Consider the following 20173-nt stretch of genomic DNA (forward strand, 5'->3'; position numbering starts at 1 on the left):
CGCTTCCATGCCGGTCTTCCCAGGGTACCTCGGTCAGGGCAGCACGAGCGTCACCGACCCGGGGCCGGCGGCAGCCGCCGTCGCGCCGTCGGCCTCGACCGACCAGCTGCCGGGAGCGTCGTCGGACGCGACCGTGAGCACCTGGCCGTCGCGCCGGACGTGGAACGTGGCCGATGCGCCGCCCGGCCTCGGGACGACGACGTCGCCCTCGTAGCCGTCGGGCAGCGCGAACGCCCGGAGCGTGACGCCGTCGGCCCAGTCGTACTCGGGGGCGTCGTCGCGCGCACCGACGGGGAGCACCGACCCCGCCCGCACGAGCACCGGCAGGGAGTCGAAGCCGTGCGTCTCGGTGACCCAGCGCGGCCCCGTCACGGTCGCCGGGAGGGTCCCGGCGGGACCGTCCGGCGCGCCGTCGACGAGCCGCGTCCACGTTCCCTCCGGGACGTAGTACTCGACCTGGCCGTCGGCACGGAACACCGGGGCGACGAGGAGCGCGTCCCCGAGCATGTACTGCGTGTCGACGAGCGCCGCGGTGCGGTCCGCGGGGTGCTCGAGCACCATCGGGCGCATGACGGGCACGCCGTCGGTGTGCGCCTCCTCGCCGAGCCGGGCGAGGTACGGCATGAGCGACATCTTGAGGCGCGTGAACCGTCGCGTGACGTCGACGGCCTCGTCGTCGAACGCCCACGGGACCCGGTAGGAGTCCGAGCCGTGGAGGCGCGAGTGCGACGAGAGCATGCCGAACGCGACCCAGCGCTTGAACACCGCCGGGTCGGGCGTGCCCTCGAAGCCGCCGATGTCGTGGCTCCAGTACCCGAACCCGGACAGCGCGAGCGACAGGCCGCCGCGCAGCGACTCCGCCATCGCGACGAACGTCGACTCGCAGTCACCGCCCCAGTGCACCGGGAACTGCTGCCCGCCGGCGGTGGCCGACCGGGCGAAGAGCACGGCCTCGCCGCTCCCCCGCTCCTGCTCGAGCACCTCGAACACGGCCTCGTTGTACAGGTGCGTGTAGTAGTTGTGCATGCGCTGCGGGTCCGACCCGTCGTGCCACACGACGTCGGTCGGGATGCGCTCCCCGAAGTCGGTCTTGAAGCAGTCCACGCCCTGCCGCAGCAGGCCGCGCAGCTTCTCCTGGTACCAGGCCCTGGCCTCGGGGTTGGTGAAGTCGACGAGCGCCATGCCGGCCTGCCACAGGTCCCACTGCCAGACGTCGCCCGCCGGCGTCGTCACGAGGTAGCCGCGCTCGCGCCCCTCGTCGAACAGGTGGGAGCGCTGCGCGATGTAGGGGTTGATCCACGCGCTGACGCGCAGGCCGCGCCCCCGCAGGCGCGCGAGCATCCCCTCGGGGTCCGGGAAGGTCCTCGGGTCCCAGACGAAGTCGCACCAGTGGAACTGCCGCATCCAGAAGCAGTCGAAGTGGAAGACGCTCAGGGGGATCTCACGCTCGGCCATGCCCTCGACGAAGCTCGTGACCGTGGCCTCGTCGTAGTCGGTCGTGAACGACGTCGAGAGCCACAGCCCGTACGACCATGCCGGGACGCGCGCGGGCCGGCCCGTGAGGGCCGTGTAGCGACGCAGCACGTCCTTGGGCGTCGGCCCCTGGATGACGTAGTACTGCAGGGCCTGGCCCTCGACGGAGAACTGCGCGCGCGAGACGACCTCCGTCCCGAGCTCGAACGACACCCGCTCGGGGTGGGCCACGAGGACGCCGTAGCCCTTGTCGCTGAGGTAGAACGGCACGTTCTTGTACGCGAGGTCGCTCGCCGTCCCGCCGTCCTCGTTCCACACGTCGACGCTCTGCCCGTTCTTGACGAACGCCCCGAACCGCTCCCCGAGCCCGTAGAGGTGCTCCCCCACGCCGAGGGCGAGCTGCTCGTGCACGTGCGAGCGCCCGTCGGACGTCGTCGCGATCCCGATGCTGCGGTCTGTCGACGAGGTGAGCACCGTGCCCTCGGCCTCGAAGTCGACGTGCCACGGGCCGTCGGTCCGCACGCGCGCGGTGAGCCCGCCCGAGGTGATCGTGGCCTCGGGCGCGCCGATGAGCTCGGGCAGCGCGACCTTGGCGCCGCCCGTCGAGCGGTCGAGACCGAAGTGCGGTCCGCGGTCGCGGCGCCCGCGGTGGTGCTCGATCCGGACGCCGATCACGCCCTCCGCGGGCGCGTCGAAGGTCACGGTGACGACCGGCTGGTTGAGGGTGTCGCCGCGCGTCGCGACGACCGCCGTGGGCGCGTGCACGACGAGGCGCTCGCCCTCGTCGACGACCTCGTCGATCGAGCGCGGGCGCAGCATGCTGACCCCGGGTCGCAGCTGCCAGTACCCGTCGGTGAACTTCATGGCGTCCTTTCGGTGGGATGGTCGACCAGCGCGGCGACGTCGTGCGCGGCGAGGTGCACGGCGTCGTCGACCGGTCGTCCGGTGAGGAGGTCGAGGTGGTGGCCGTCGACGGGCACGGTGACCGGCCCGGCGGTGTGGTTGAGCACGAAGCGCACGTCGCCGCGGCGCACGAGCTCGACACCGGGGGCGTCGCCCGCCCCGGGGAGGACGAGTGCGACGCCGGCGCGGTCGAGCGCGGCACCGAGGACGTCGCCGAGGAGGTCCTCGTCGGGGACGGTCGCGACGTACCAGGCGTCGCCGGCCCCGTACGCGTGCCGGGTCACGGCGGGACCGCCGGCGAGATGACCGTCGGCGAAGGTCGCGAGGACCGCGGCGCCCTCGGCCTCCAGGAGCTCGCCCAGCACGCCGGCCCGCGGGGCGGGGCCCGCGGAGAGGTCTGCCGCGACGTCGAGACCCACGCCGTCGTCCGGGAGCGGGACCCACTCCTCGCCGCTGACGCCGAGGACGTCGCGCAGGAGCGCCGGGAAGCGCCCGGTGCGCACGTGCGCGTTCTCGTCCGCGACGCCGGTGAACGGCCCGACGACGAGCGTCGTCCCCGCGTGCGTCGCCGTACGCAGCGCGTCCGCCGCGGCCTCGTCGAGGAGGTAGAGCTGCGGGACGAGCACGGCCCGGTAGCCGGAGACGTCGCGCCCGGCCGGGACGAGGTCGCACGCGACGCCGCGCGCCCACAGCACGCGGTACCAGGCGCGCAGCTGCTCGAGCGCGTCGAGGCGGTCCGTGGGGCGGGCGACCTCGCCGCTCGCCCACCACGACGGCCAGTCGACGACGACGGCGACGTCCGCCGCGACCCGTCCCCCGACGACCGGGGCGAGGCGGGCGAGGTCCGCGCCGAGGCGTCGCACGCCACGGTGCACGCGGGTCTCGGGTCCGGCGTGCGGGAGCATCGCCGAGTGGAAGCGCTCGGCGCCGCTGCGCGACGCGCGCCACTGGAAGAAGCACACGCCGTCCGCGCCGCGGGCGACCGCCTGGAGCGACTCGAGCCGCGAGCGCTCGGGGGACTTCGGGAGGTTGTGGGGGCGCCAGCTCACCGCGCTCGTCGCGGACTCCATGAGCAGCCACGGCGCGCCGTCGCCGAGCGAGCGCATCAGGTCCTGCGTCAGTGCGGCGTCGGCCGGTGCGCGCGGGTCGCCCGGGTCCGGGTACGCGTCGTCCGCGACCACGTCGACGTCCTCGGCCCACGTCCACGGGTCGATGCCCGGGAAGAAGCCCATGAAGTTGGTCGTGACCGGACGCTCGGCGTCGTAGGTGCGGATCAGGTCCCGCTGCTCGCGATAGAGGGCGAGGAGCTGGTCGGAGCAGTACCGGCGCCAGTCCAGCGCCTGCGACGGGTTGACGTGGTAGACCGTGCGGCGCGGGGGCACGATCTCGGACCAGTCGGCGTAGTGCTGCGACCACACCGTCGTGCCCCACGCCGCGTTCAGCGCCTCGACGGTCCCGTAGCGACGCTCGAGCCAGGCGCGGAACGCGGCGGCCGACTCGTCGCCGTAGCAGACCTGGCCGAACTCGTTCCCGACGTGCCACATGCGCACCGCGGGGTGCGCGGCGTACCGCGCGACGAGCGCGTCGGTGATCGCGAGCGCGTGCTCGCGGTACACGCGTGACGCGGGGCTGAACTGGTTGCGCGAGCCCGCCACGAGCCGCACGCCGTCCGGGTCGACCGGCAGCGTGTCGGGGTGCAGGACGCCGAGCCACGGCGGCGGCGAGGCCGTGGGCGTCGCGAGGTCCACGCCGACACCGTGCTCGCCGAGCACGTCGAGGACCTCGTCGAGCCACGCGAAGTCACGGGCCCCCGGCGACGGCTCGTAGCGCGCCCAGGAGAAGACGCCCACGGTCACGAGGTTCACGTGCGCCTCGCGCATGAGGCGCGCGTCCTCGCGCCAGACGTGCGCGGGCCACTGCTCCGGGTTGTAGTCGCCCCCGAAGCGCATCCCGTCCGGCGTGAGGGCCGCGAACCCCCGGCCGTGCGGGGATGCGTCGATCGCGTTCGTCGGCACCGTCGCCTACCTCCGTCGTGTCTCACGACGACGCGGCAGGGATGCCATCGTCGAAGCGTTTCAACACGCTAGCCTGTGACCTACGCCCTTGTCCAGGACGCCGCCGGGCGATCCCCGAGGATCACCCGCAGGCCGCGACGTCGTCGTCCCGACCCACCCTCGGAACAGCGCGATCGTCCCGACGAGCAGAGGATCTGCCCCATGACCGGCGCCGTCGCCGACCACCTCCCACCGAGCCCGGGCGACGCGCCGTGGGCCCCGGACCGCGAGCTCCTTCAGGCACGCTCGCACGCCCGGAGGATCGAAGCGCTTCCCTCGGTCGTCGACGGCCCTGGCGGCCCGGCCACCGGACGGTGCACCGTCCGCGAGCGCCGTCGACCGAGGTCCGACGCCCCGAGCGCCGCGCCAGGCGCTACCGTGTCCCCCGAGCGATCGCGCGGTCGAGCCGGTCTCGACCGCCGCGATCCCGTCAGCTGAGGAGAAGCAGTGGCCACCATCGAGGACGTCGCACGGACGGCCGGGGTCTCCGCGTCGACCGTCTCCTACGTGCTGTCGGGCAAGCGCAGCATCTCCGCCCCCACGCGCCGTCGCGTCGAGAAGGCGATCCAGCAGCTCGGGTACCGCCCCCACGCCGGGGCGCGCGCGCTCGCCTCGTCCCGGACCAACGTCCTCGCCCTCATGGCGCCGCTGCGCGCCGGCGTCGACGTCAACGTCATCATGCAGTTCGTCTCGGGCGTGCTCCTGCGCGCCCGCGAGCACTCCCACGACGTCCTCCTGCTGACCCAGGACGACGTGTCCGGCGCGGAGCGTGTCGGCTCCGGGTCGATGGTCGACGGGATCGTCGTCATGGACGTCGAGGCGCACGACGAGCGGCTGCCGAGCCTCGCGCGCCTGCGCCAGCCCGCGGTCCTCATCGGGCTGCCCGCCGACCCCGGGACGCTCAGCTGCGTCGACCTCGACTTCGAGGCCGCCGGACGGCTCGGTCTCGAGCACCTCGCCCGCCTGGGCCACCGCCGGGTCGCGTTCCTCGGGCCGCCGCCCGAGGTCGTCGCGCGCCACACCTCGTACGCTGACCGCGTGCTGCGCGGCTTCACGGTCGCCGCGCGCGACGAGGACGTGCACGCGCGCACCGTCGAGACCCCGACGGCCCGCGACGGGGTCGTCGCGTCCGTCGACGCGCTGCTCGAGCAGGAACCGCACCTGACGGCCCTCCTCGTGCACAACGAGGCCGCGCTGCCCCACGTCCTGGCACGCCTCGCGGAGCGGGGCCGCCGCGTCCCCGACGACCTCTCGGTCGTGACGATCAGCCCGGCGGACGTCGCGGCGGCCCAGGTGGTCCCCGTCACGGGCATCGACATCCCCGCGGAGCGCATCGGCCACGTCGCGGTGGACATGGTCATGGCCCGCATCGAGGACGACGAGCCCGCCGAGACCCGGTTGCTCACGCCGGTCCTCACCGAGCGCGGGTCGACGCGCGCGGCTGCCCGCTGACGCGGCCCCGCACCACGACCGCAGCCCCGCACCACGACGAGCGGCCGACCGGCCGGCGCAGGGGCGTGCGCCGTCCGGTCGACCGGCCCGTCGGGCTGCCGGGCCGTGCTCAGCCCTTGATGGCCCCGAAGATCACGCCCTTCGTGAAGTGGCGCTGCACGAACGGGTAGACGAGGAGGATCGGGACCACTGCGAGCACCATGATCGCCATCTTGACCGGCAGGCCCGTGACCGCACCCGTCGCGACGTCGACCTGGCCCGTGCCGCTGCCCGGGAGCGTGACGCCCTGCAGGACGTACGAGCGCAGCACGAGCTGCAGGGGCCACTTCGCGTTGTCGTTGATGTAGAGCATCGCGTTGAAGAAGGCGTTGAAGTAGCCGACGCCGTAGAACAGCGCGACCACGCTGATCGCCGCCTTCGACATCGGGGCGACGATCTGCCCCATGATCCGCCAGTCCCCTGCCCCGTCGATCCGGGCCGCGTCCGTGATGGACGCGTCGATGTTCATGAAGAAGTTGCGCAGGATGAGGACGTTGAACGCCGAGACCGCCCCGGGGAGGATGAGCGCCCACAGGCTGTCGATGAGGCCGAGGTTGCTCACGAGCAGGTACGTCGGGATCATGCCGGCGCCGAAGAACATCGTGATGAGGAAGACGAACAAGATCGTCCGGTGCCCCAGGCTCGACGGCCGCGAGAGCCCGTAGGCCGCGAGGACCGAGACCACCGTGGAGAGCACGGTGCCGATCGTCGTGACGACGATGGAGACCATCGCGGCCCGCGTGACGATGCCGCCGGACAGGATCTGCTGGTAGGCCGCGGTCGTGAAGTCGCCGGGGACGACGACCATCCCGCCCGAGCGGTTGATGTCGGCCTGCGTCGAGAACGACGTGAGGACGACCGTGTAGAGGGGGAAGAGGACGACCAGCACGATGAGGAGGAGCGCCAGCCCCTTCCCGGCCTGGCCGAACGGGCTCGGCGTGCCCTCCCACGCCGCGCGGTGCGGCGAGCGGCGCCGCCGGCGACGAGCCGCCGTCGGCGGAGCCGGGAACGGCACAGCGTCGGGGTGGCTCAGGGGCCCCTGCCCCGTGTCGTTGGTGATGCTCATGATTTCTTGTACACCCCTGCCTCACCGAAGACGTGCGCGAGCTTGTTCGCGCCGAGGACGAGCGCGAGCGAGACGAGACCCTTGACGAGCCCGGCCGCCGCGGCGAATGCCCAGTCGCCGTTGACGACGCCCTGGTAGTAGACGAAGGTGTCGATGACCTCCGACACCTCGGAACCCACTGCGGCGCGCTGCAGGATGAGCTGCTCGAACCCGACCGTGAGCGCGTCGCCCAGGCGCAGGATGAGGAGCAGGACGATCGTGGGCCGCAGCGCGGGCAGCGTGATGTGCCACGTGCGGCGCATCCGGCCCGCCCCGTCCATCGCCGCCGCCTCGTGGAGCGCCGGGTCGACCGTGCTCAGGGCGGCGAGGAAGATGATGATCCCCCAGCCCGCGTCCTTCCACACCGACTGCATGGTGATGAGGACGAGGAACGTGTCGGGGTTCGTCATGAGGTCGAACCCGGCGTACCCGTGCTCGGCGAGGACCCGGTTCACGAGCCCGGCGCCGCCGAAGAGCTGCTGGAAGATCGTCACGACGAGCACCCACGAGAAGAAGTGGGGCAGGTAGACGATCGACTGGATGGTCGTCCGGATCGCGGGCGTGATGACGCTGTTCAGCAGGAGCGCGAGCGCGATGGGGATCGGGAAGTAGAAGACGAGCTGGAACGCCGTGATGGCGAGCGTGTTGCCCACCGCCTCGAGGAACAGCGGGTTCGTGAAGACCCGCTCGAAGTTCCACCAGCCGACGAACGGCGAGTCGAGGATGCCGACGTAGGGCGAGTAGTTCTGCCACGCGATGACGTTCCCGAGCATCGGGACGTAGGCGAACACGACGAGCAGCAGCACGCCCGGCAGCGTCATGAGGAGCAGCGACCGGTCGCGGCGCAACCGCGCCCGCCACGACAGACGACGCTGCCCGGCCGCGTCCGGTCGTGCCGGCCGCGCCGTGCGGGCCCTCCGGCCCGGCGTGCCCGCCGGGCCGGAGGGGTCCTTCGTCGCCGCGTCCGCGCTCGGCGCGTCCGTGACGTCGGAGATCTCGGTGCTCACGACGAGCTCACTCGCCGTCGGTCTCTGCCGACCCGCCGTCGAGGATCTCCTGGTAGTACGCGCGCAGCTCCTCACCGCCCGACGTCCGCCAGGTCTCGACCGCCGCGTCGAGGTCGTCGAGGGACTTGCGCCCGCGGGCGATGTCCTTCTCCAGGTCCTCGAACGGCTGGCCGAGCGACGCGTACTGCGCCGGCTCGGTGATCTGCAGACCGTAGAAGAGCGGCTCCTCGACGTAGGGCGCGGCGTCGGCCATCCACGTCGTGAAGTCCTCGACGAAGCCCGGGTACTGGACCTTGGCGTTCACCATGGGCGGGCCGACGAGGAAGATGTACGACGGCTGCACCTCGGTCGCGGCGAGCTCGGTGGCGACGGGGAGGCGGTTGTCGTCGAGCGTGTAGTGCACGTCCTCGACGCCGTAGTTGACGAGCTGGTACTCGGCGGTGCCGAACGGCGAGGCGAGGAAGTCGGCCGCGGAGAGGAGCTCCTCGATCGCGCCCTCGGTGTCGGTCTTCTTGAGGTACGAGCACATGCTCGCGGCGCCGCCCTTGAAGATCTTCGGCTCGCCGCCGTCGGCCGCGATGAGCGGGAGGGGCTGCTGCGAGAACTCGGGGTTCGACGGCAGGTTGCGGCCGAGCGCCTCGTGCCACGCCCCGACGCCGTCCGAGGTCACGAGGACCTGGCCGGACTCGAACCGCTCCTTGCCGTCACCGGACTCGGCGACCGCGTCGGGGTGCACGGCGCCGGACGCGTAGAGCGTCGCGATCCACTCGAGCGCGTCGCGGTACTCCTGCGTCTCGACGCGGTGGACGAGGTTGCCCTCCTCGTCCTGCGTCCACTTCGGCACAACGGAGAACATCTGCGTCGCGAGGATCCACAGGTCGTTGCTCCCCCACTGGCGAGCGTCGGCGTCGCTGAGCGACGAGACGAACTCGAGCGCCTCGTCCGCGTCCGTCGGCAGCTCCGTGCCCTCGGGCAGGAGGTCCGCGCGGTAGAACGTCGCGTCGTTGACCAGCTCGCCGGGGAGCGGCAGGCCGTAGAGCTTGCCGTTCCACATGCACGCGCGCCACGCGTCCGTCGGGATGTTCGCGAGGTTGGGGTAGGCCTCGACCTTGTCGCCCTCGAGGTACGGCGTGAGGTCGGTGAAGATCGTGTCGACCGCCTGGCCGAAGCGCGGCGGGACGTTCCACGACGGGATGGTGACCCAGTCCGCGACGTCCTTCGGCGAGGCCAGCACGGCGGCGAGCTTGTCCCCGTAGGTGTTGCCGTCGGAGATCTGGAACGTGAGGTCGGTGCCGATCGCCTCGTTCACCGCGTCGAAGTACTGGTTGCCCTCGGTCGGGGGGATGGTCCCCCACAGCGGCGTCATGACGGTGTACGAGCCACCGGAGCCGGGCGGGGAGTCGAAGACCTGCACGAACTCCTCGGGCACCGTCTCGAAGCCGGCCGTCGAGCCCTCGACGCTCGGGAAGTCCGGCTCGACGTACTCGACCGGGACGTGGTTCGGGAGCACGGCGTCGTTGCCCACCTGCTGGTCCGGGTCGGCGACGTTGCCGCCGCCCCCGCCGCTGCACGCCGCCGTGAGTGAGACCGCTCCCACAGCCGCGAGGACGGCGCTCCAGCGCCGGCCGTTTCCGTGCCTGAATGCCCTCATCGACGTCGCACTCCTTCGTGACCTCGGGAGGGCTGCCGCTCTGCCGCCCTCCGGTGCCCGGGCCCCCGGGCAGCCTCGACATGCTCGGTGATGTCGAAGCGCTTCAACGGAGAGTACGGGCTGCCTCGGCCCAGTGCAAGACTCGTCAGGTCACCGTCCGGTCTCGGTACGGCCGCCGCTGTCCGGCCCGAGACGTGTGGCACCATGGGCGCGATGCGTCGCACGGTCGCGACGCGGCGTCGAACCGTTTCGAACACGAATTCGACGTGATCCCGTGCCAGGAAGGACGATGCCGTGCCGCCCGAGGCGATCACCGACGTACCCCCGTACCTGCGCGAGGAGCTGCCCGTCCCGGTCCGGGCGGCAGACCTCCTCGAGCGGCTCACGCCCGACGAGCGGCTGGCCCTGCTGCACCAGCACGCCCCGGCCGTCGACCGCCTCGGGCTCGCGCCGTTCCGCACCGGCACCGAGGCGCTGCACGGCGTCTCGTGGCTCGGCACGGCGACGGTCTTCCCCCAGCCCGTCGGCCTCGCGGCGACGTGGGACCCCGAGCTGCTGCGCCGCGTCGGCGAGGCCGTCGGCACCGAGGTGCGCGCCAAGCACGCGGCGGACGCGACCGTGAGCCTCAACGTGTGGGCCCCGGTCGTCAACCCCCTGCGGCACCCGCGCTGGGGCCGGAACGAGGAGGGCTTCTCCGAGGACCCGCACGTGACGGCCTGGCTCGCGAGCGCCTACGGGCGCGGCCTGCGCGGGGACCACCCGCGCGTGTGGCGGACGGTCCCGACGCTCAAGCACCTCCTCGCGTACTCGAGCGAGACCGACCGCGCCGTCACGAGCTCGCACGTCCCGCTGCGCCTCCTGCACGAGTGGGAGCTCCCGGCGTTCCGCGGCCCGCTCGCCGACGGGACGGCCGGCGCGGTCATGCCCGGGTACAACCTCACGAACGGCCGGCCCAACCACGTCGCGCGCGGTCTCCTCGACGAGATGCGCTCGTGGACCGACGGATCGATCGCCGTGGTCTCCGACGCCGCGGCGCCCACGAACCTCGTCGTCGGCGAGCGGTACTTCCCCGACCACGTCGCCTCGCACGCCGCGTCGCTGCGCGCGGGCGTGGACTCCTTCACGGACAACGACGCCGACCCGCACCTCACGCTCGAGCGCCTGCGGGTCGCGCTCGAGCAGGGGCTGATCTCGCAGGACGACGTCGACCGGGCGGCGCTGCGGGTCCTCGAGCTGCGCCTGCGCACGGGCGAGCTCGACGTCGCCGACGACCCCTGGTCCGGGGTCGGGCCGGACGCTCTCGACCTGCCGGCGCACCGGGCGCTCGCGCGCGAGGCCGTCGCGCGCTCGGTCGTCGTGCTGCGCAACGACCCTGCCGGCACCGGGGCGCCCGTGCTGCCGCTCCCGGCGGCCCCGGCGCGGGTCGCGGTCGTCGGACCGCTCGCGGACCGCGTGCTGCACGACTGGTACTCCGGGACCCCGCCGTACACGACGTCGGTGGCCGCGGCCGTCGCCGCGCGCTACCCGGACGCCGAGGTCACGGTCGCCGACGGCTCCGACCGCGTCGCGCTGCGCTCGACCACCACGGGCGCCTACCTCGAGGTCGGCGACGACCCGGCGGTCGTCACCGCGAGCTCCGCGACCGCCGGCGCGAGCGCCCACCTGGACGTCACCGACTGGGGCGACGGCGTGCTCACGCTGCGCTCGGTCGCGACCGGTCGCCTGCTCAGCGGGGCCTCGTGGATCGTGTCGGCCGACGCCGACCGCGTGGGCGGCTGGGTCGTCCAGGAGAGCTTCCGGCGTCACCTGCACGGCGACGGCACGTGGTCCCTGCAGCACGTCGCCTCGGGACGGTGGCTGCGCGTGCAGCACGGCTCGGGCCTGCTCGTCGCGGAGGCCTCCGGGCCGGACGGGGCCGAGCGCTTCGTCTGGCGCACGGTCCGCGCGGGCCACGAGGCAGTCGCGCAGGCCGCGTGCGACGCGGACGCCGTGCTCGTCGTCGTGGGCAACGACCCGCATCTCGCGGGCCGCGAGACCGAGGACCGTCCGCACCTCGCCCTGCCGTCGGCGGCCGAGGAGGTGTGGCGCGCGGCGCGGGACGTCTCCGAGCGCGCCGCCCTCGTCGTCATGTCGAGCTACCCGTACGTCCTCGGTCCGGCGACGCACGACGCCGCCGCGGTCGTCTGGTCGTCGCACGGCGGCCAGGAGCTCGGCCCCGGGCTCGTCGACGTCCTGTCCGGCGACGCCGAGCCGTCGGGTCGCCTCGCGCAGTCGTGGCCGGCCGCCGAGGACCAGGTCGGCCCGCTGCTCGAGTACGACGTCCAGCGTGCGGGGGCGACGTACCGGTACGCGGACCGCGAGCCGGCGTTCGCGTTCGGGCACGGCCTGACGTACTCCCGCGTGACGTACGCGTCGGTCGGGCTCGACCGCGGCAGCGTCGACGCCCCGGCCGCCTGGTCGGCGCGCGCCGTGCCGGACGCGGGTCGGGTGGTGGCGCGCGTCGTCGTGCACAACGGCGGCGACCGCCCCGCGGAGGAGCTGGTCCAGCTCTACGCCCTCGCCCCCGCGGGCCTTCCCGTGCCCGCGCCGCGACGCGTGCTCGTCGCGCACGCGCGCGTGCGGCTCGACGTCGGCGAGCGCCGGGAGGTGACGCTCGCCGTCGACCTCGCGCGCCTCGCGGTGTGGGACGTGACGGCGACCCCCGCCGACGACCGGCTCGCCGACCTGCTCGCCGGCGCCGACCCCGACCTGCACGTCGGGGCGTTCCGTGTGCAGGGGGCTACCTACGTCCTCGCCGCGGGCCCGTCGAGCGCCGAGCTCCCCGTCCGCGCGACGCTCCGGGTCGACGGCGTCGACCCGGCTCCCCGTCACGGTCCGGGCCTGCGCCTCCTGGCCCACGCGTTCAGCGCGTACGACGGGGTCGTGACCGCCGAGAGGACGGCCGAGGCGGGGTGGGCCGTCGACGTGGCGCCGGGACGCCGCGACGGGTGGGTCGCGTTCGACCGGGTGGACCTCACCGGCGTGGGGACGGTCGTGCTCGACGTCGCCCGGACCGGGCCGGGTGCGGCACGCCCCGTGCAGGTCGAGGTGCGGGCGTCGGGGACGGACGACGCGTGGGTCGCGCTCGCGGTCGTCGAGCCCGGACAGGTCGCCGGGAACGACGGCGACACCCCGGTGCGCCACCGGTGGCACGAGGTCGCGGGCGGTGTCGACGGCCCACCCGCGCGACAGGCCGACGGCCCGGCCCACGGCCGGGCCGAGGCCCACGACGTGCGCGTGGTCGTGCCCGCAGGCGTACGGCTCGGGGCGGTCCGCTTCGCGGGGACCGCGTCGGACGGCTGAGCCGCACGGCGCGACGGGCGGGACGCGCCGACGAGCAGGACCGCCGGGAGGGACCGGACCGATCTCCCTCCCGGCGCGCCGGTCAGCGGTCCGTGACGTCCGCGCCGCCCCGCAGGACGAGCCGGACGCGCAGGTCGGCGTCGGTCACGACGACGTCGGCCCGCCGGCCGGCGACGAGGCCACCCACGTCGTCGCGGCCGAGCACCTGCGCGGGCGTCCAGGACGCTGCGCGGACGGCGTCGACGAGCGGCACGCCCGACGCCACCGTCTCGCGCACGACGTCGAGCAGGTGGAAGGTCCCGCCCGCGATCGCCCCGCCGTCGGTGAGCCGTGCGACGCCGCCCGCGACGGTGACGTGCACCGGCCCGAGCTCGTACGCGCCGTCGGCCATCCCGGCGGCAGCCATGGCGTCGGTGACGAGCGCGACGGCGTCCGGACCCGCAGCTGCCCCGCCGTCGACGCCTGCGCCGACGAGGTCCATGACGCTGCGGGTCGTGCCGGGCGCGAGGTGCGTGCCGTCGGCGACGAGCTCGACGACCATCTCCCCGCGGGCCGCGGCCGCGAGGCACGCGGCGATCGGGCCGGGCTCGCGGTGGTGGAGCGGACGCATGCCGTTGAAGAGATGGGTCGCGGTGAGGCGCGCGGTCGGGCGCCCGGCCGCGGCGAAGGCCGCGCGGGCCGCGGCGATCGCCGCGTCGGTCTGCTCGGTGCTCGCGTCCGTGTGCCCGATGGACGGGACCGCGCCCACCTCGACGAGCGTCTCGATCACCCCGCCCGGCCCGACGACGCCCGATACCTCCGGAGCGACGGTCATCGTGCGCAGGTGACCGCGCGCGGCGGCCGCGATCGCGCGGACGAGGGCGGGGTCGCCGTCGAGCATGTCGTGCGGGTTCTGCGCGCCGCAGCGCACCACGGACAGGAACGGTCCCTCGAGGTGGATCCCCGCGAGCTCACCCGCGTCCGCGAGGTCCGCGAGCGTCGCGGCGCGCTCCAGCAGGACGTCGCGCGGCGCGGTGACGAGCGACGCGACCAGGCTCGTGGTGCCGTGGCGCAGGTGCTCCCGGGCGGCGACGCGCGCCTCGTCGGCGCTCGTGGCGTCGGGGAAGCTCGCCCCGCCGCCGCCGTGGTCGTGCAGGTCGACGAGCCCGGGCAGGATCGTGACCTCGTCCGCCGGAGCTGTCGCGGGGTACCCCGCCGCCTCTGCGTCGGCGCGCGGTCCCACCCAGGCGAGGCGCTCGCCGTCCACGACCACGACCCCGTCGTCGAGCACCCCGTCCGGGGTGACGACACGACCGCTGAGGACGATCGGGGCCGGGTGCTCGCCGGGACGCGGCGCTGGGTGCTCGTGAGCCATGCGGCCATTGTGGCGCACTTCGTACACCCGGCGCACAAACTCCCCGGTCAGGCGCCGCGAGACCGCAGGAGCCGCGCCGCACCCCGGCCGAGATGGCCCGCGAACACGCGCTGGAACGTGGGCACGGCCCACGAGATCGGGCGCAGCCACCACAGCACGGGTCTGCTGAAGACCTCGACGCGCCACCACAGGTCGCCCGCGTCGTCGCGCTCGACGGCGAAGAGCTCCTCCCCCACGAACGCGTGCCCGGGGAGCGTCCCGTAGCCGAACGCGACGCGGTCCTCGCCGCGCTCGACCCAGACGACCTCGCAGCACTCCCGCAGCACGATCGGACCGACGCCGAGCAGCGTGGTCACCCGACCACCAGGGGCCGCGACGGGGGCGTCGGCCTCGACCCGGACCCGCGCCGCGGCGTGGACCTGCCACGCGAGGAGCTGCTCGCCCAGCCACACGAGGTCCTGCGGCGGGTGCGCACGCCGTGACAGCCGTCGACGCACGGTGAGGTACCGGTAGCCCGCGGGGCGGTCCCCCGTGCGCGTGGCCCCGACCTCGGGGTAGGTGAACGTCATCGTGTCCTCCAGGTGTCGGCCCTCTGCCGGGCGGGACGGTCCGTCGCGCGGTCGCGGACGAGAAGTCGCAGCCCGAGCAGGCTGCACAGCACGAACCCGAGCGCGTTCGCGACCCCGTGGGTCGCGGCCATGACGTCGAGGCTCGGGTGCGGGAGGTCGAGCGCCTCGCCCGCTGCCCACCACACGGCGAGCAGCATCGAGAGCGCGACGACGACGGCGCCTCCACCGACGAGCGCACGAGCAACGGGGTCACGCCCGCCCGGGGCGAGCGACCGCACCGCGGCGAGCGACCGCACCGCGGCGAGGGCGGTGGCCCAGAGCGCGGCCGTGAGCACGAGCGCGCCCAGCAGCTCGGCGACGTCGCCGACGAAGTAGCCGACGAGCACGAGGAGCGTGCCGACGGGGACGCCCCAGGCGCCGACGACCGCACCCGCGTCGTCGGGCGCGAGGTGCGCGACCGTCCCCGCGACGAGCGCCGCGCCGAAGCCCGCGTACAGCATGTGCGGCACGGTCAGCGCGAGATAGGTGCCCGAGAAGCCGAGCAGCCCCCAGCCCGCCCTTTCCGCGACGAGCGCGCTCGCGCCCACGGCCGGTGTCGCGAGCGCGACGACCGTCGCGAGGTCGGCGCCGAGGGCAGACCACCACGCGAGCCGGTGGCCGTGCTCGTCCGACGACGCTGTCGACGCGGGCACCGGCGGGCCGCTCGGCAGCTGAGCGCGGCGCGAGGTGATCGTCCGCCGCACCGCCCCGAGCGCGACGCGGGCGGCGGCGCCGAGCAGCACGACCGTGGCGGCGGCGAACGCCGCAGCGAGCACCGCGGCAACCGGCCCGCGTGGCAGCACGAGGCTCACCGCGCCCGCGAGGCCGGCCAGCGGCCACGCGATGCTGCGCGGCGCCGGCACCGGCGGCGCACCTAGCAGCCGCAGCCCCAGCGGGAGGACCACGACCAGCCCGAGCACGACGAGCGCCGTCACCACCGCCATGCCGCCGGCGCTCATGCCCGGTCACCCACGACGTCGGGGTGGACCGACCGCACGAGGCGCAGCGCGTCGTCGACGACGCCTCGCGCAACCGGGAGCCGGGCGAGCCGGACCACGTTCCCGACGAGCCCCGACCCTCCGGCGACGAGCCGGCGCGTGCGGGCGAAGCCCGGCGAGGTGTCGTGGACCCAGAAGAGCGTGACGCCGAGCTGGGCGAGCCACAGCAGCTCGGGCAGGTCGGCCCGCAGCCGCGCCGGGACCGCCGGCTCTGCTCCGGCCACGACCTCCTCGAACAGCTCGCGCGACTGTTCGCGGGCCCCGGTCGACGCGCCCGAGAACGGGCTGGCGTCGGAGCCGGGCCGGATCGCCACGGACACGAACTCGGCGCCGAAGGCGTGGAACGGAGCGAACGCGTCGACCGACGCGCCCCAGACGCCGCGCACCCGCTCGGCGAGCGTGCCCCCGGCCGCGAGGACCGGCGCCGCGAGCGTCGCGTGCTCGCGCTGCACGTCGAGGTAGAGCTCCTGGACCAGCGCGTCCTTCGACGGGAAGTGGTAGTACGCGTTCCCAGTGCTCACGCCTGCCTCGACGGCGATCGCGCGCATCGTCGTGCGCTCGTACCCGACGTCGCGCAGCATGCGGATGGCGACCTCCCGCACGTGCGCCCGCGTGCGCTCGGACTTGGCCGTCGCACCGCTCACCGCGCCACCCGGACCACATTTCTGAACATGTTCAAAACTTAGCAGACGAAGAGCGCACAGCCCCACCACGAAGGAAGAACCCACGCGATGCCGAGGCGAGGAGGACCTGTCGGGTGCCCCACGAGGACGGTCGAGGGCGAAGGTGAGAGCCGAGGCGCGACGCCAGAGGGGGATCGGTGGCGAGGGCGAGGAGCGGCGAAGGTGAGGAGCGACGAGGGCGGACGGGACGGGTCCCGGCGGGTCGTGGCGGGGCTTGCGGGGGGGGCCCGGGGAAGAAGGGTCGGGGGGGAGAACCCGCCGGGACCGCCCCCCCCCCACCACCGCCGCGACCACCACCACGACCACCCGCGACCACCCCGCCGCGGGCCGGACGACGGCTCAGAAGAGGCGCGAGTCCACGTCGTCGACGCCACGCATCGCGTCGTAGTCGAGCACGAGGCACCCGATGCCCCGGTCCGTCGCGAGCACGCGAGCCTGGGGCTTGATCTCCTGCGCCGCGAACACACCCCGCACCGGCGCGAGCAGCGGGTCGCGGTTGAGGAGCTCGAGATAGCGGGTCAGCTGCTCGACGCCGTCGATGTCACCACGGCGCTTGATCTCCACCGCGACCGTCGCCCCCGTGGAGTCCTTCGCGAGGATGTCGACCGGGCCGATCGCCGTCGGGTACTCACGACGGACCAGGGTGTGCCCGCCCCCGAGGAGCTCGATCTGCGCGGCGAGCATCTCCTGCAGGTGGGCCTCGACGCCGTCCTTGACGAGCCCCGGGTCGACGCCGAGCTCGTGCCGGCTGTCGTGCAGCACCTCGTGGAGCTCGATCTCGAGCCGGTCGTCGCTCTTGGTGTGCTGGACGGCCCAGACCTCGCTCACCCCGCGCTCGCGCGCCTCGGGAGTGGGCTCGAGCGCCGCGAGCGAGCACGGCGGGCTCATCCAGTTCAGCGGCTTGTACGACCCGCCGTCGGAGTGCAGGAGCACGCTCCCGTCGGCCTTGACGAGGAGCACGCGGGTCGCGAGGGGCAGGTGGGCCGACAGCCGGCCCGTGTAGCGGGCGGAGCAGCGGGCGACGACGAGGCGCATGGGGCGGCGGGTCCTCCGGGTCGGGGGGCGAGGAGGGTATCGGTCAGACGACGACGTCACGCCTGCCCGGTGGAGCGGCCTCGAGCCACGAGGCGAGGCCTTCGTACGCACCGCGGGACATCGTCAGCTCGAAGTCCTGGTCCTGGTAGCGGCAGCGCACGAGGTACGTGTCCGGTCGGGACTCCGCGGTCGTCAGCGGCTCCCGCCCGGTGATGAGCAGGTCGTGGCGCGACCAGGTCCGGGCGGGACGCAGGGAGAGGGACCAGCTGCGCCACCAGTCGATGCGCCCGACGCCGTAGTGCGCGATCCCGAGGGTCCACGACCCGTCGCCGCCCGCCGGACGGGCGCCGCACTCGAAGGAGCCGACGCGGTGCGAGAGCGCGCGCAGACGGAACGCTCCCAGCCCGGCCACCACCAGGACCGCGAGCAGCAGTCCGAGGGCGATCCAGGCGGGGAGCGTCATGGTCGTGCGGTCCCGGTGATCAGCGGCTCGGTACGGACTCGACCGAGTCCGCCACGATCGTCACCTGGTTCGAGTCCACCGAGATGAACCCGCCCGTCACGTGGATCTCGGCGGGGGCTCCCTGTCCGCCCTTGATGCGGACCTGGCCCTCGCGCAGGACCGAGAGCAGCGGCGAGTGGTCCGCGAGGATGCCGATCTCGCCGTCCGCCGCGGGAGCGCTCACCTGCTGCGCGGTGCCCGACCAGATCTTGCGGTCTGCCGACACGAGGTCGACGTTCAGCTCTGCCACTGCAACTCCTCCATGCCCGGCGCTCGGTCCGGATCGGGTCCGGACACCGTCCCGGCGCTCCGTGGCCGGGACGACGTCCGTCGACGTTCCCCACGGTCCGTGGACGGACCGCGTGATGACGGTGCCGCGAGGTCGGACCGAGCCGGCCCGACCCCGCGACGCACGTCAGGTCAGGCGCCGTACTCCTTCTGGATACGGGCCCAGTTGCGCTCGAGGTCCTCGAGACCACCGATGTTGAAGAACGCCTGCTCGGCGATGTGGTCGAACTCGCCGTCCGCGATCTTCTTGAACGCCTCGATGGTCTCGCTCAGCGGCACCGTCGAACCGACGACACCGGTGAACTTCTCCGCCATGTACGTGTTCTGGGAGAGGAACTGCTGGATGCGGCGCGCACGCGCGACGACCGTCTTGTCCTCCTCCGAGAGCTCGTCCACGCCGAGGATCGCGATGATGTCCTGCAGCTCCTTGTTGCGCTGCAGGATCGACTTCACGCGCGTCGCGACGTCGTAGTGCTCCTGGCCCACGTAGCGCGGGTCGAGGATGCGCGACGTCGAGGCCAGCGGGTCGATCGCGGGGTACAGACCGCGCGACGCGATCTCGCGGGAGAGCTCCGTCGTCGCGTCGAGGTGCGCGAACGTCGTCGCCGGGGCGGGGTCGGTGTAGTCGTCCGCCGGGACGTAGATCGCCTGGAGCGACGTGATCGAGTGACCACGCGTCGAGGTGATGCGCTCCTGGAGCAGGCCCATCTCGTCCGCGAGGTTCGGCTGGTAGCCCACCGCGGACGGCATGCGGCCGAGCAGCGTCGAGACCTCGGAGCCCGCCTGCGTGAAGCGGAAGATGTTGTCGATGAACAGGAGCACGTCCTGCTTCTTCACGTCGCGGAAGTACTCCGCCATCGTGAGGGCCGACAGCGCGACACGCAGACGCGTGCCCGGCGGCTCGTCCATCTGGCCGAAGACGAGGGCCGTCTTGTCGAAGACGCCCGCCTCCTCCATCTCGACGATGAGGTCGTTGCCCTCACGCGTGCGCTCGCCGACGCCCGCGAACACCGAGACACCGCCGTGGTTCTGGGCGACGCGCTGGATCATCTCCTGGATGAGGACCGTCTTGCCGACGCCCGCACCGCCGAAGAGGCCGATCTTCCCACCCTGCACGTACGGCGTGAGGAGGTCGATCGACTTGATGCCCGTCTCGAACATCGTGGTCTTCGACTCGAGCTGGTCGAACGCCGGGGGGCGGCGGTGGATCGGCCAGCGCTCGGTGACCTCGATCGTCTCGCCCGGCTCGGCGTTGAGGATGTCACCGGTCACGTTGAACACGCGGCCCTTGGTGACGTCGCCGACGGGCACGCTGATCGGCGCGCCGGTGTCGGTCACCTGGGCACCGCGGACGAGTCCGTCCGTGGGCTTGAGCGCGATGGCGCGCACGAGCGAGTCGCCGAGGTGCTGGGCGACCTCGAGCGTGAGCGTGAAGCTCTTCTCGTCCTCGCCCTGCGAGGACAGGTCGATGTCGACCTGGAGCGCGTTGTAGATGTCGGGGATGGCGTCCGCGGGGAACTCGATGTCCACGACGGGGCCGATCACGCGGGCGACACGGCCGACGCCGGGCCCGCCGGAGTGCTCGACCTGTGCTTCCACGGTGGTGGCGGTCATTTCTGGCCTCGCTTCGCAGTGCCGGAGCGGGGTCCGGCGGTCTCGATGGAGATGGTCTGAGGAGT

The 20173-nt window shown here is 73.5% G+C and carries 15 protein-coding genes; 2 read left to right on the forward strand and 13 right to left on the reverse strand.

The window, feature by feature from the left end; translation table 11 throughout:
- Positions 1-33: 33 nt before the first annotated feature.
- A complete protein-coding gene (yicI, locus tag NFS20_RS03050) occupies positions 34-2337 on the reverse strand; it encodes an alpha-xylosidase (protein WP_251150255.1) in 2304 nt (767 codons plus the stop codon).
- Positions 2334-4325, reverse strand: a complete 1992-nt coding sequence (locus tag NFS20_RS03055; protein ID WP_251150587.1) for a beta-galactosidase — start codon at positions 4323-4325, stop codon at positions 2334-2336. Before NFS20_RS03055 ends, yicI begins: the two co-directional genes overlap by 4 nt.
- Before the next feature lie 552 nt (positions 4326-4877).
- Between NFS20_RS03055 and NFS20_RS03060 the strand changes: the two genes are divergently transcribed.
- The gene (locus tag NFS20_RS03060; protein WP_251150256.1) at positions 4878-5882 is read left to right on the forward strand and encodes a LacI family DNA-binding transcriptional regulator; all 1005 of its coding nucleotides are present in this window, start codon (positions 4878-4880) and stop codon (positions 5880-5882) included.
- 109 nt (positions 5883-5991) lie between these two features.
- Here NFS20_RS03060 and NFS20_RS03065 read toward each other — a convergent pair whose 3' ends face one another.
- The 3 genes from NFS20_RS03065 to NFS20_RS03075 are packed head-to-tail and all read right to left on the reverse strand — an operon-like array spanning position 5992 to position 9684.
- The gene (locus tag NFS20_RS03065) at positions 5992-6987 is read right to left on the reverse strand and encodes a carbohydrate ABC transporter permease (protein WP_251150257.1); all 996 of its coding nucleotides are present in this window, start codon (positions 6985-6987) and stop codon (positions 5992-5994) included.
- Positions 6984-8033: an ABC transporter permease gene (locus NFS20_RS03070; RefSeq protein WP_502800771.1), complete on the reverse strand. Its 1050-nt coding sequence runs from the start codon at positions 8031-8033 to the stop codon at positions 6984-6986. Before NFS20_RS03070 ends, NFS20_RS03065 begins: the two co-directional genes overlap by 4 nt.
- A 7-nt stretch (positions 8034-8040) precedes the next feature.
- Entirely contained in the window at positions 8041-9684 is a 1644-nt protein-coding gene (locus NFS20_RS03075; protein WP_251150258.1) for an extracellular solute-binding protein, read from the reverse strand.
- A 294-nt stretch (positions 9685-9978) separates the two neighbouring features.
- Here NFS20_RS03075 and NFS20_RS03080 point away from each other — a divergent pair, with 294 nt between their 5' ends.
- Complete coding sequence (locus tag NFS20_RS03080) at positions 9979-13026, forward strand: glycoside hydrolase family 3 protein (protein ID WP_251150259.1); 3048 nt, start codon at positions 9979-9981, stop codon at positions 13024-13026.
- Positions 13027-13108: 82 nt separating this feature from the next.
- Here NFS20_RS03080 and NFS20_RS03085 read toward each other — a convergent pair whose 3' ends face one another.
- The 8 genes from NFS20_RS03085 to atpD form a co-directional block, all read right to left on the reverse strand.
- Positions 13109-14380 (reverse strand): N-acetylglucosamine-6-phosphate deacetylase, encoded by a 1272-nt coding sequence (locus NFS20_RS03085; protein WP_251150260.1) that lies wholly within the window; start codon positions 14378-14380, stop codon positions 13109-13111.
- 47 nt (positions 14381-14427) lie between these two features.
- Complete coding sequence (locus tag NFS20_RS03090) at positions 14428-14949, reverse strand: DUF1990 domain-containing protein (RefSeq protein ID WP_251150261.1); 522 nt, start codon at positions 14947-14949, stop codon at positions 14428-14430.
- Positions 14946-15947 carry a YndJ family protein gene (locus tag NFS20_RS03095; protein WP_251150262.1) on the reverse strand — a complete coding sequence of 334 codons (1002 nt, stop codon included), beginning with the start codon at positions 15945-15947 and terminating at the stop codon, positions 14946-14948. Before NFS20_RS03095 ends, NFS20_RS03090 begins: the two co-directional genes overlap by 4 nt.
- On the reverse strand, positions 15944-16630 hold the full coding sequence (locus NFS20_RS03100) for a TetR/AcrR family transcriptional regulator (RefSeq protein WP_285821095.1): 687 nt from the start codon (positions 16628-16630) through the stop codon (positions 15944-15946). Before NFS20_RS03100 ends, NFS20_RS03095 begins: the two co-directional genes overlap by 4 nt.
- A 378-nt stretch (positions 16631-17008) precedes the next feature.
- Complete coding sequence (gene nucS, locus NFS20_RS03105; RefSeq protein ID WP_251150263.1) at positions 17009-17704, reverse strand: endonuclease NucS; 696 nt, start codon at positions 17702-17704, stop codon at positions 17009-17011.
- A 43-nt stretch (positions 17705-17747) separates the two neighbouring features.
- Positions 17748-18167, reverse strand: coding sequence for a DUF2550 domain-containing protein (locus NFS20_RS03110; protein ID WP_251150264.1), 420 nt, complete (start codon positions 18165-18167; stop codon positions 17748-17750).
- Positions 18168-18186: 19 nt separating this feature from the next.
- On the reverse strand, positions 18187-18456 hold the full coding sequence (locus NFS20_RS03115) for a F0F1 ATP synthase subunit epsilon (RefSeq protein ID WP_251150265.1): 270 nt from the start codon (positions 18454-18456) through the stop codon (positions 18187-18189).
- Positions 18457-18626: 170 nt separating this feature from the next.
- Positions 18627-20108, reverse strand: a complete 1482-nt coding sequence (gene atpD, locus NFS20_RS03120) for a F0F1 ATP synthase subunit beta (RefSeq protein ID WP_251150266.1) — start codon at positions 20106-20108, stop codon at positions 18627-18629.
- Positions 20109-20173: the final 65 nt, after the last annotated feature.

The organism is Cellulosimicrobium sp. Marseille-Q4280 (assembly GCF_943181405.1).
Taxonomy (GTDB): domain Bacteria; phylum Actinomycetota; class Actinomycetes; order Actinomycetales; family Cellulomonadaceae; genus Cellulosimicrobium.

What these genes read in the sequence shown, in the direction of transcription:
- yicI (WP_251150255.1), bottom strand. Translation starts at nt 2,337, where the DNA reads ATGAAGTTCACCGACGGGTACTGGCAGCTGCGACCCGGGGTCAGCATG.
- NFS20_RS03055 (WP_251150587.1), bottom strand. Translation starts at nt 4,325, where the DNA reads ATGCGCTTCGGGGGCGACTACAACCCGGAGCAGTGGCCCGCGCACGTC.
- NFS20_RS03065 (WP_251150257.1), bottom strand. Translation starts at nt 6,987, where the DNA reads ATGAGCATCACCAACGACACGGGGCAGGGGCCCCTGAGCCACCCCGAC.
- NFS20_RS03075 (WP_251150258.1), bottom strand. Translation starts at nt 9,684, where the DNA reads ATGAGGGCATTCAGGCACGGAAACGGCCGGCGCTGGAGCGCCGTCCTC.
- NFS20_RS03085 (WP_251150260.1), bottom strand. Translation starts at nt 14,380, where the DNA reads ATGGCTCACGAGCACCCAGCGCCGCGTCCCGGCGAGCACCCGGCCCCG.
- NFS20_RS03090 (WP_251150261.1), bottom strand. Translation starts at nt 14,949, where the DNA reads ATGACGTTCACCTACCCCGAGGTCGGGGCCACGCGCACGGGGGACCGC.
- NFS20_RS03095 (WP_251150262.1), bottom strand. Translation starts at nt 15,947, where the DNA reads ATGAGCGCCGGCGGCATGGCGGTGGTGACGGCGCTCGTCGTGCTCGGG.
- nucS (WP_251150263.1), bottom strand. Translation starts at nt 17,704, where the DNA reads ATGCGCCTCGTCGTCGCCCGCTGCTCCGCCCGCTACACGGGCCGGCTG.
- NFS20_RS03110 (WP_251150264.1), bottom strand. Translation starts at nt 18,167, where the DNA reads ATGACGCTCCCCGCCTGGATCGCCCTCGGACTGCTGCTCGCGGTCCTG.
- atpD (WP_251150266.1), bottom strand. Translation starts at nt 20,108, where the DNA reads ATGACCGCCACCACCGTGGAAGCACAGGTCGAGCACTCCGGCGGGCCC.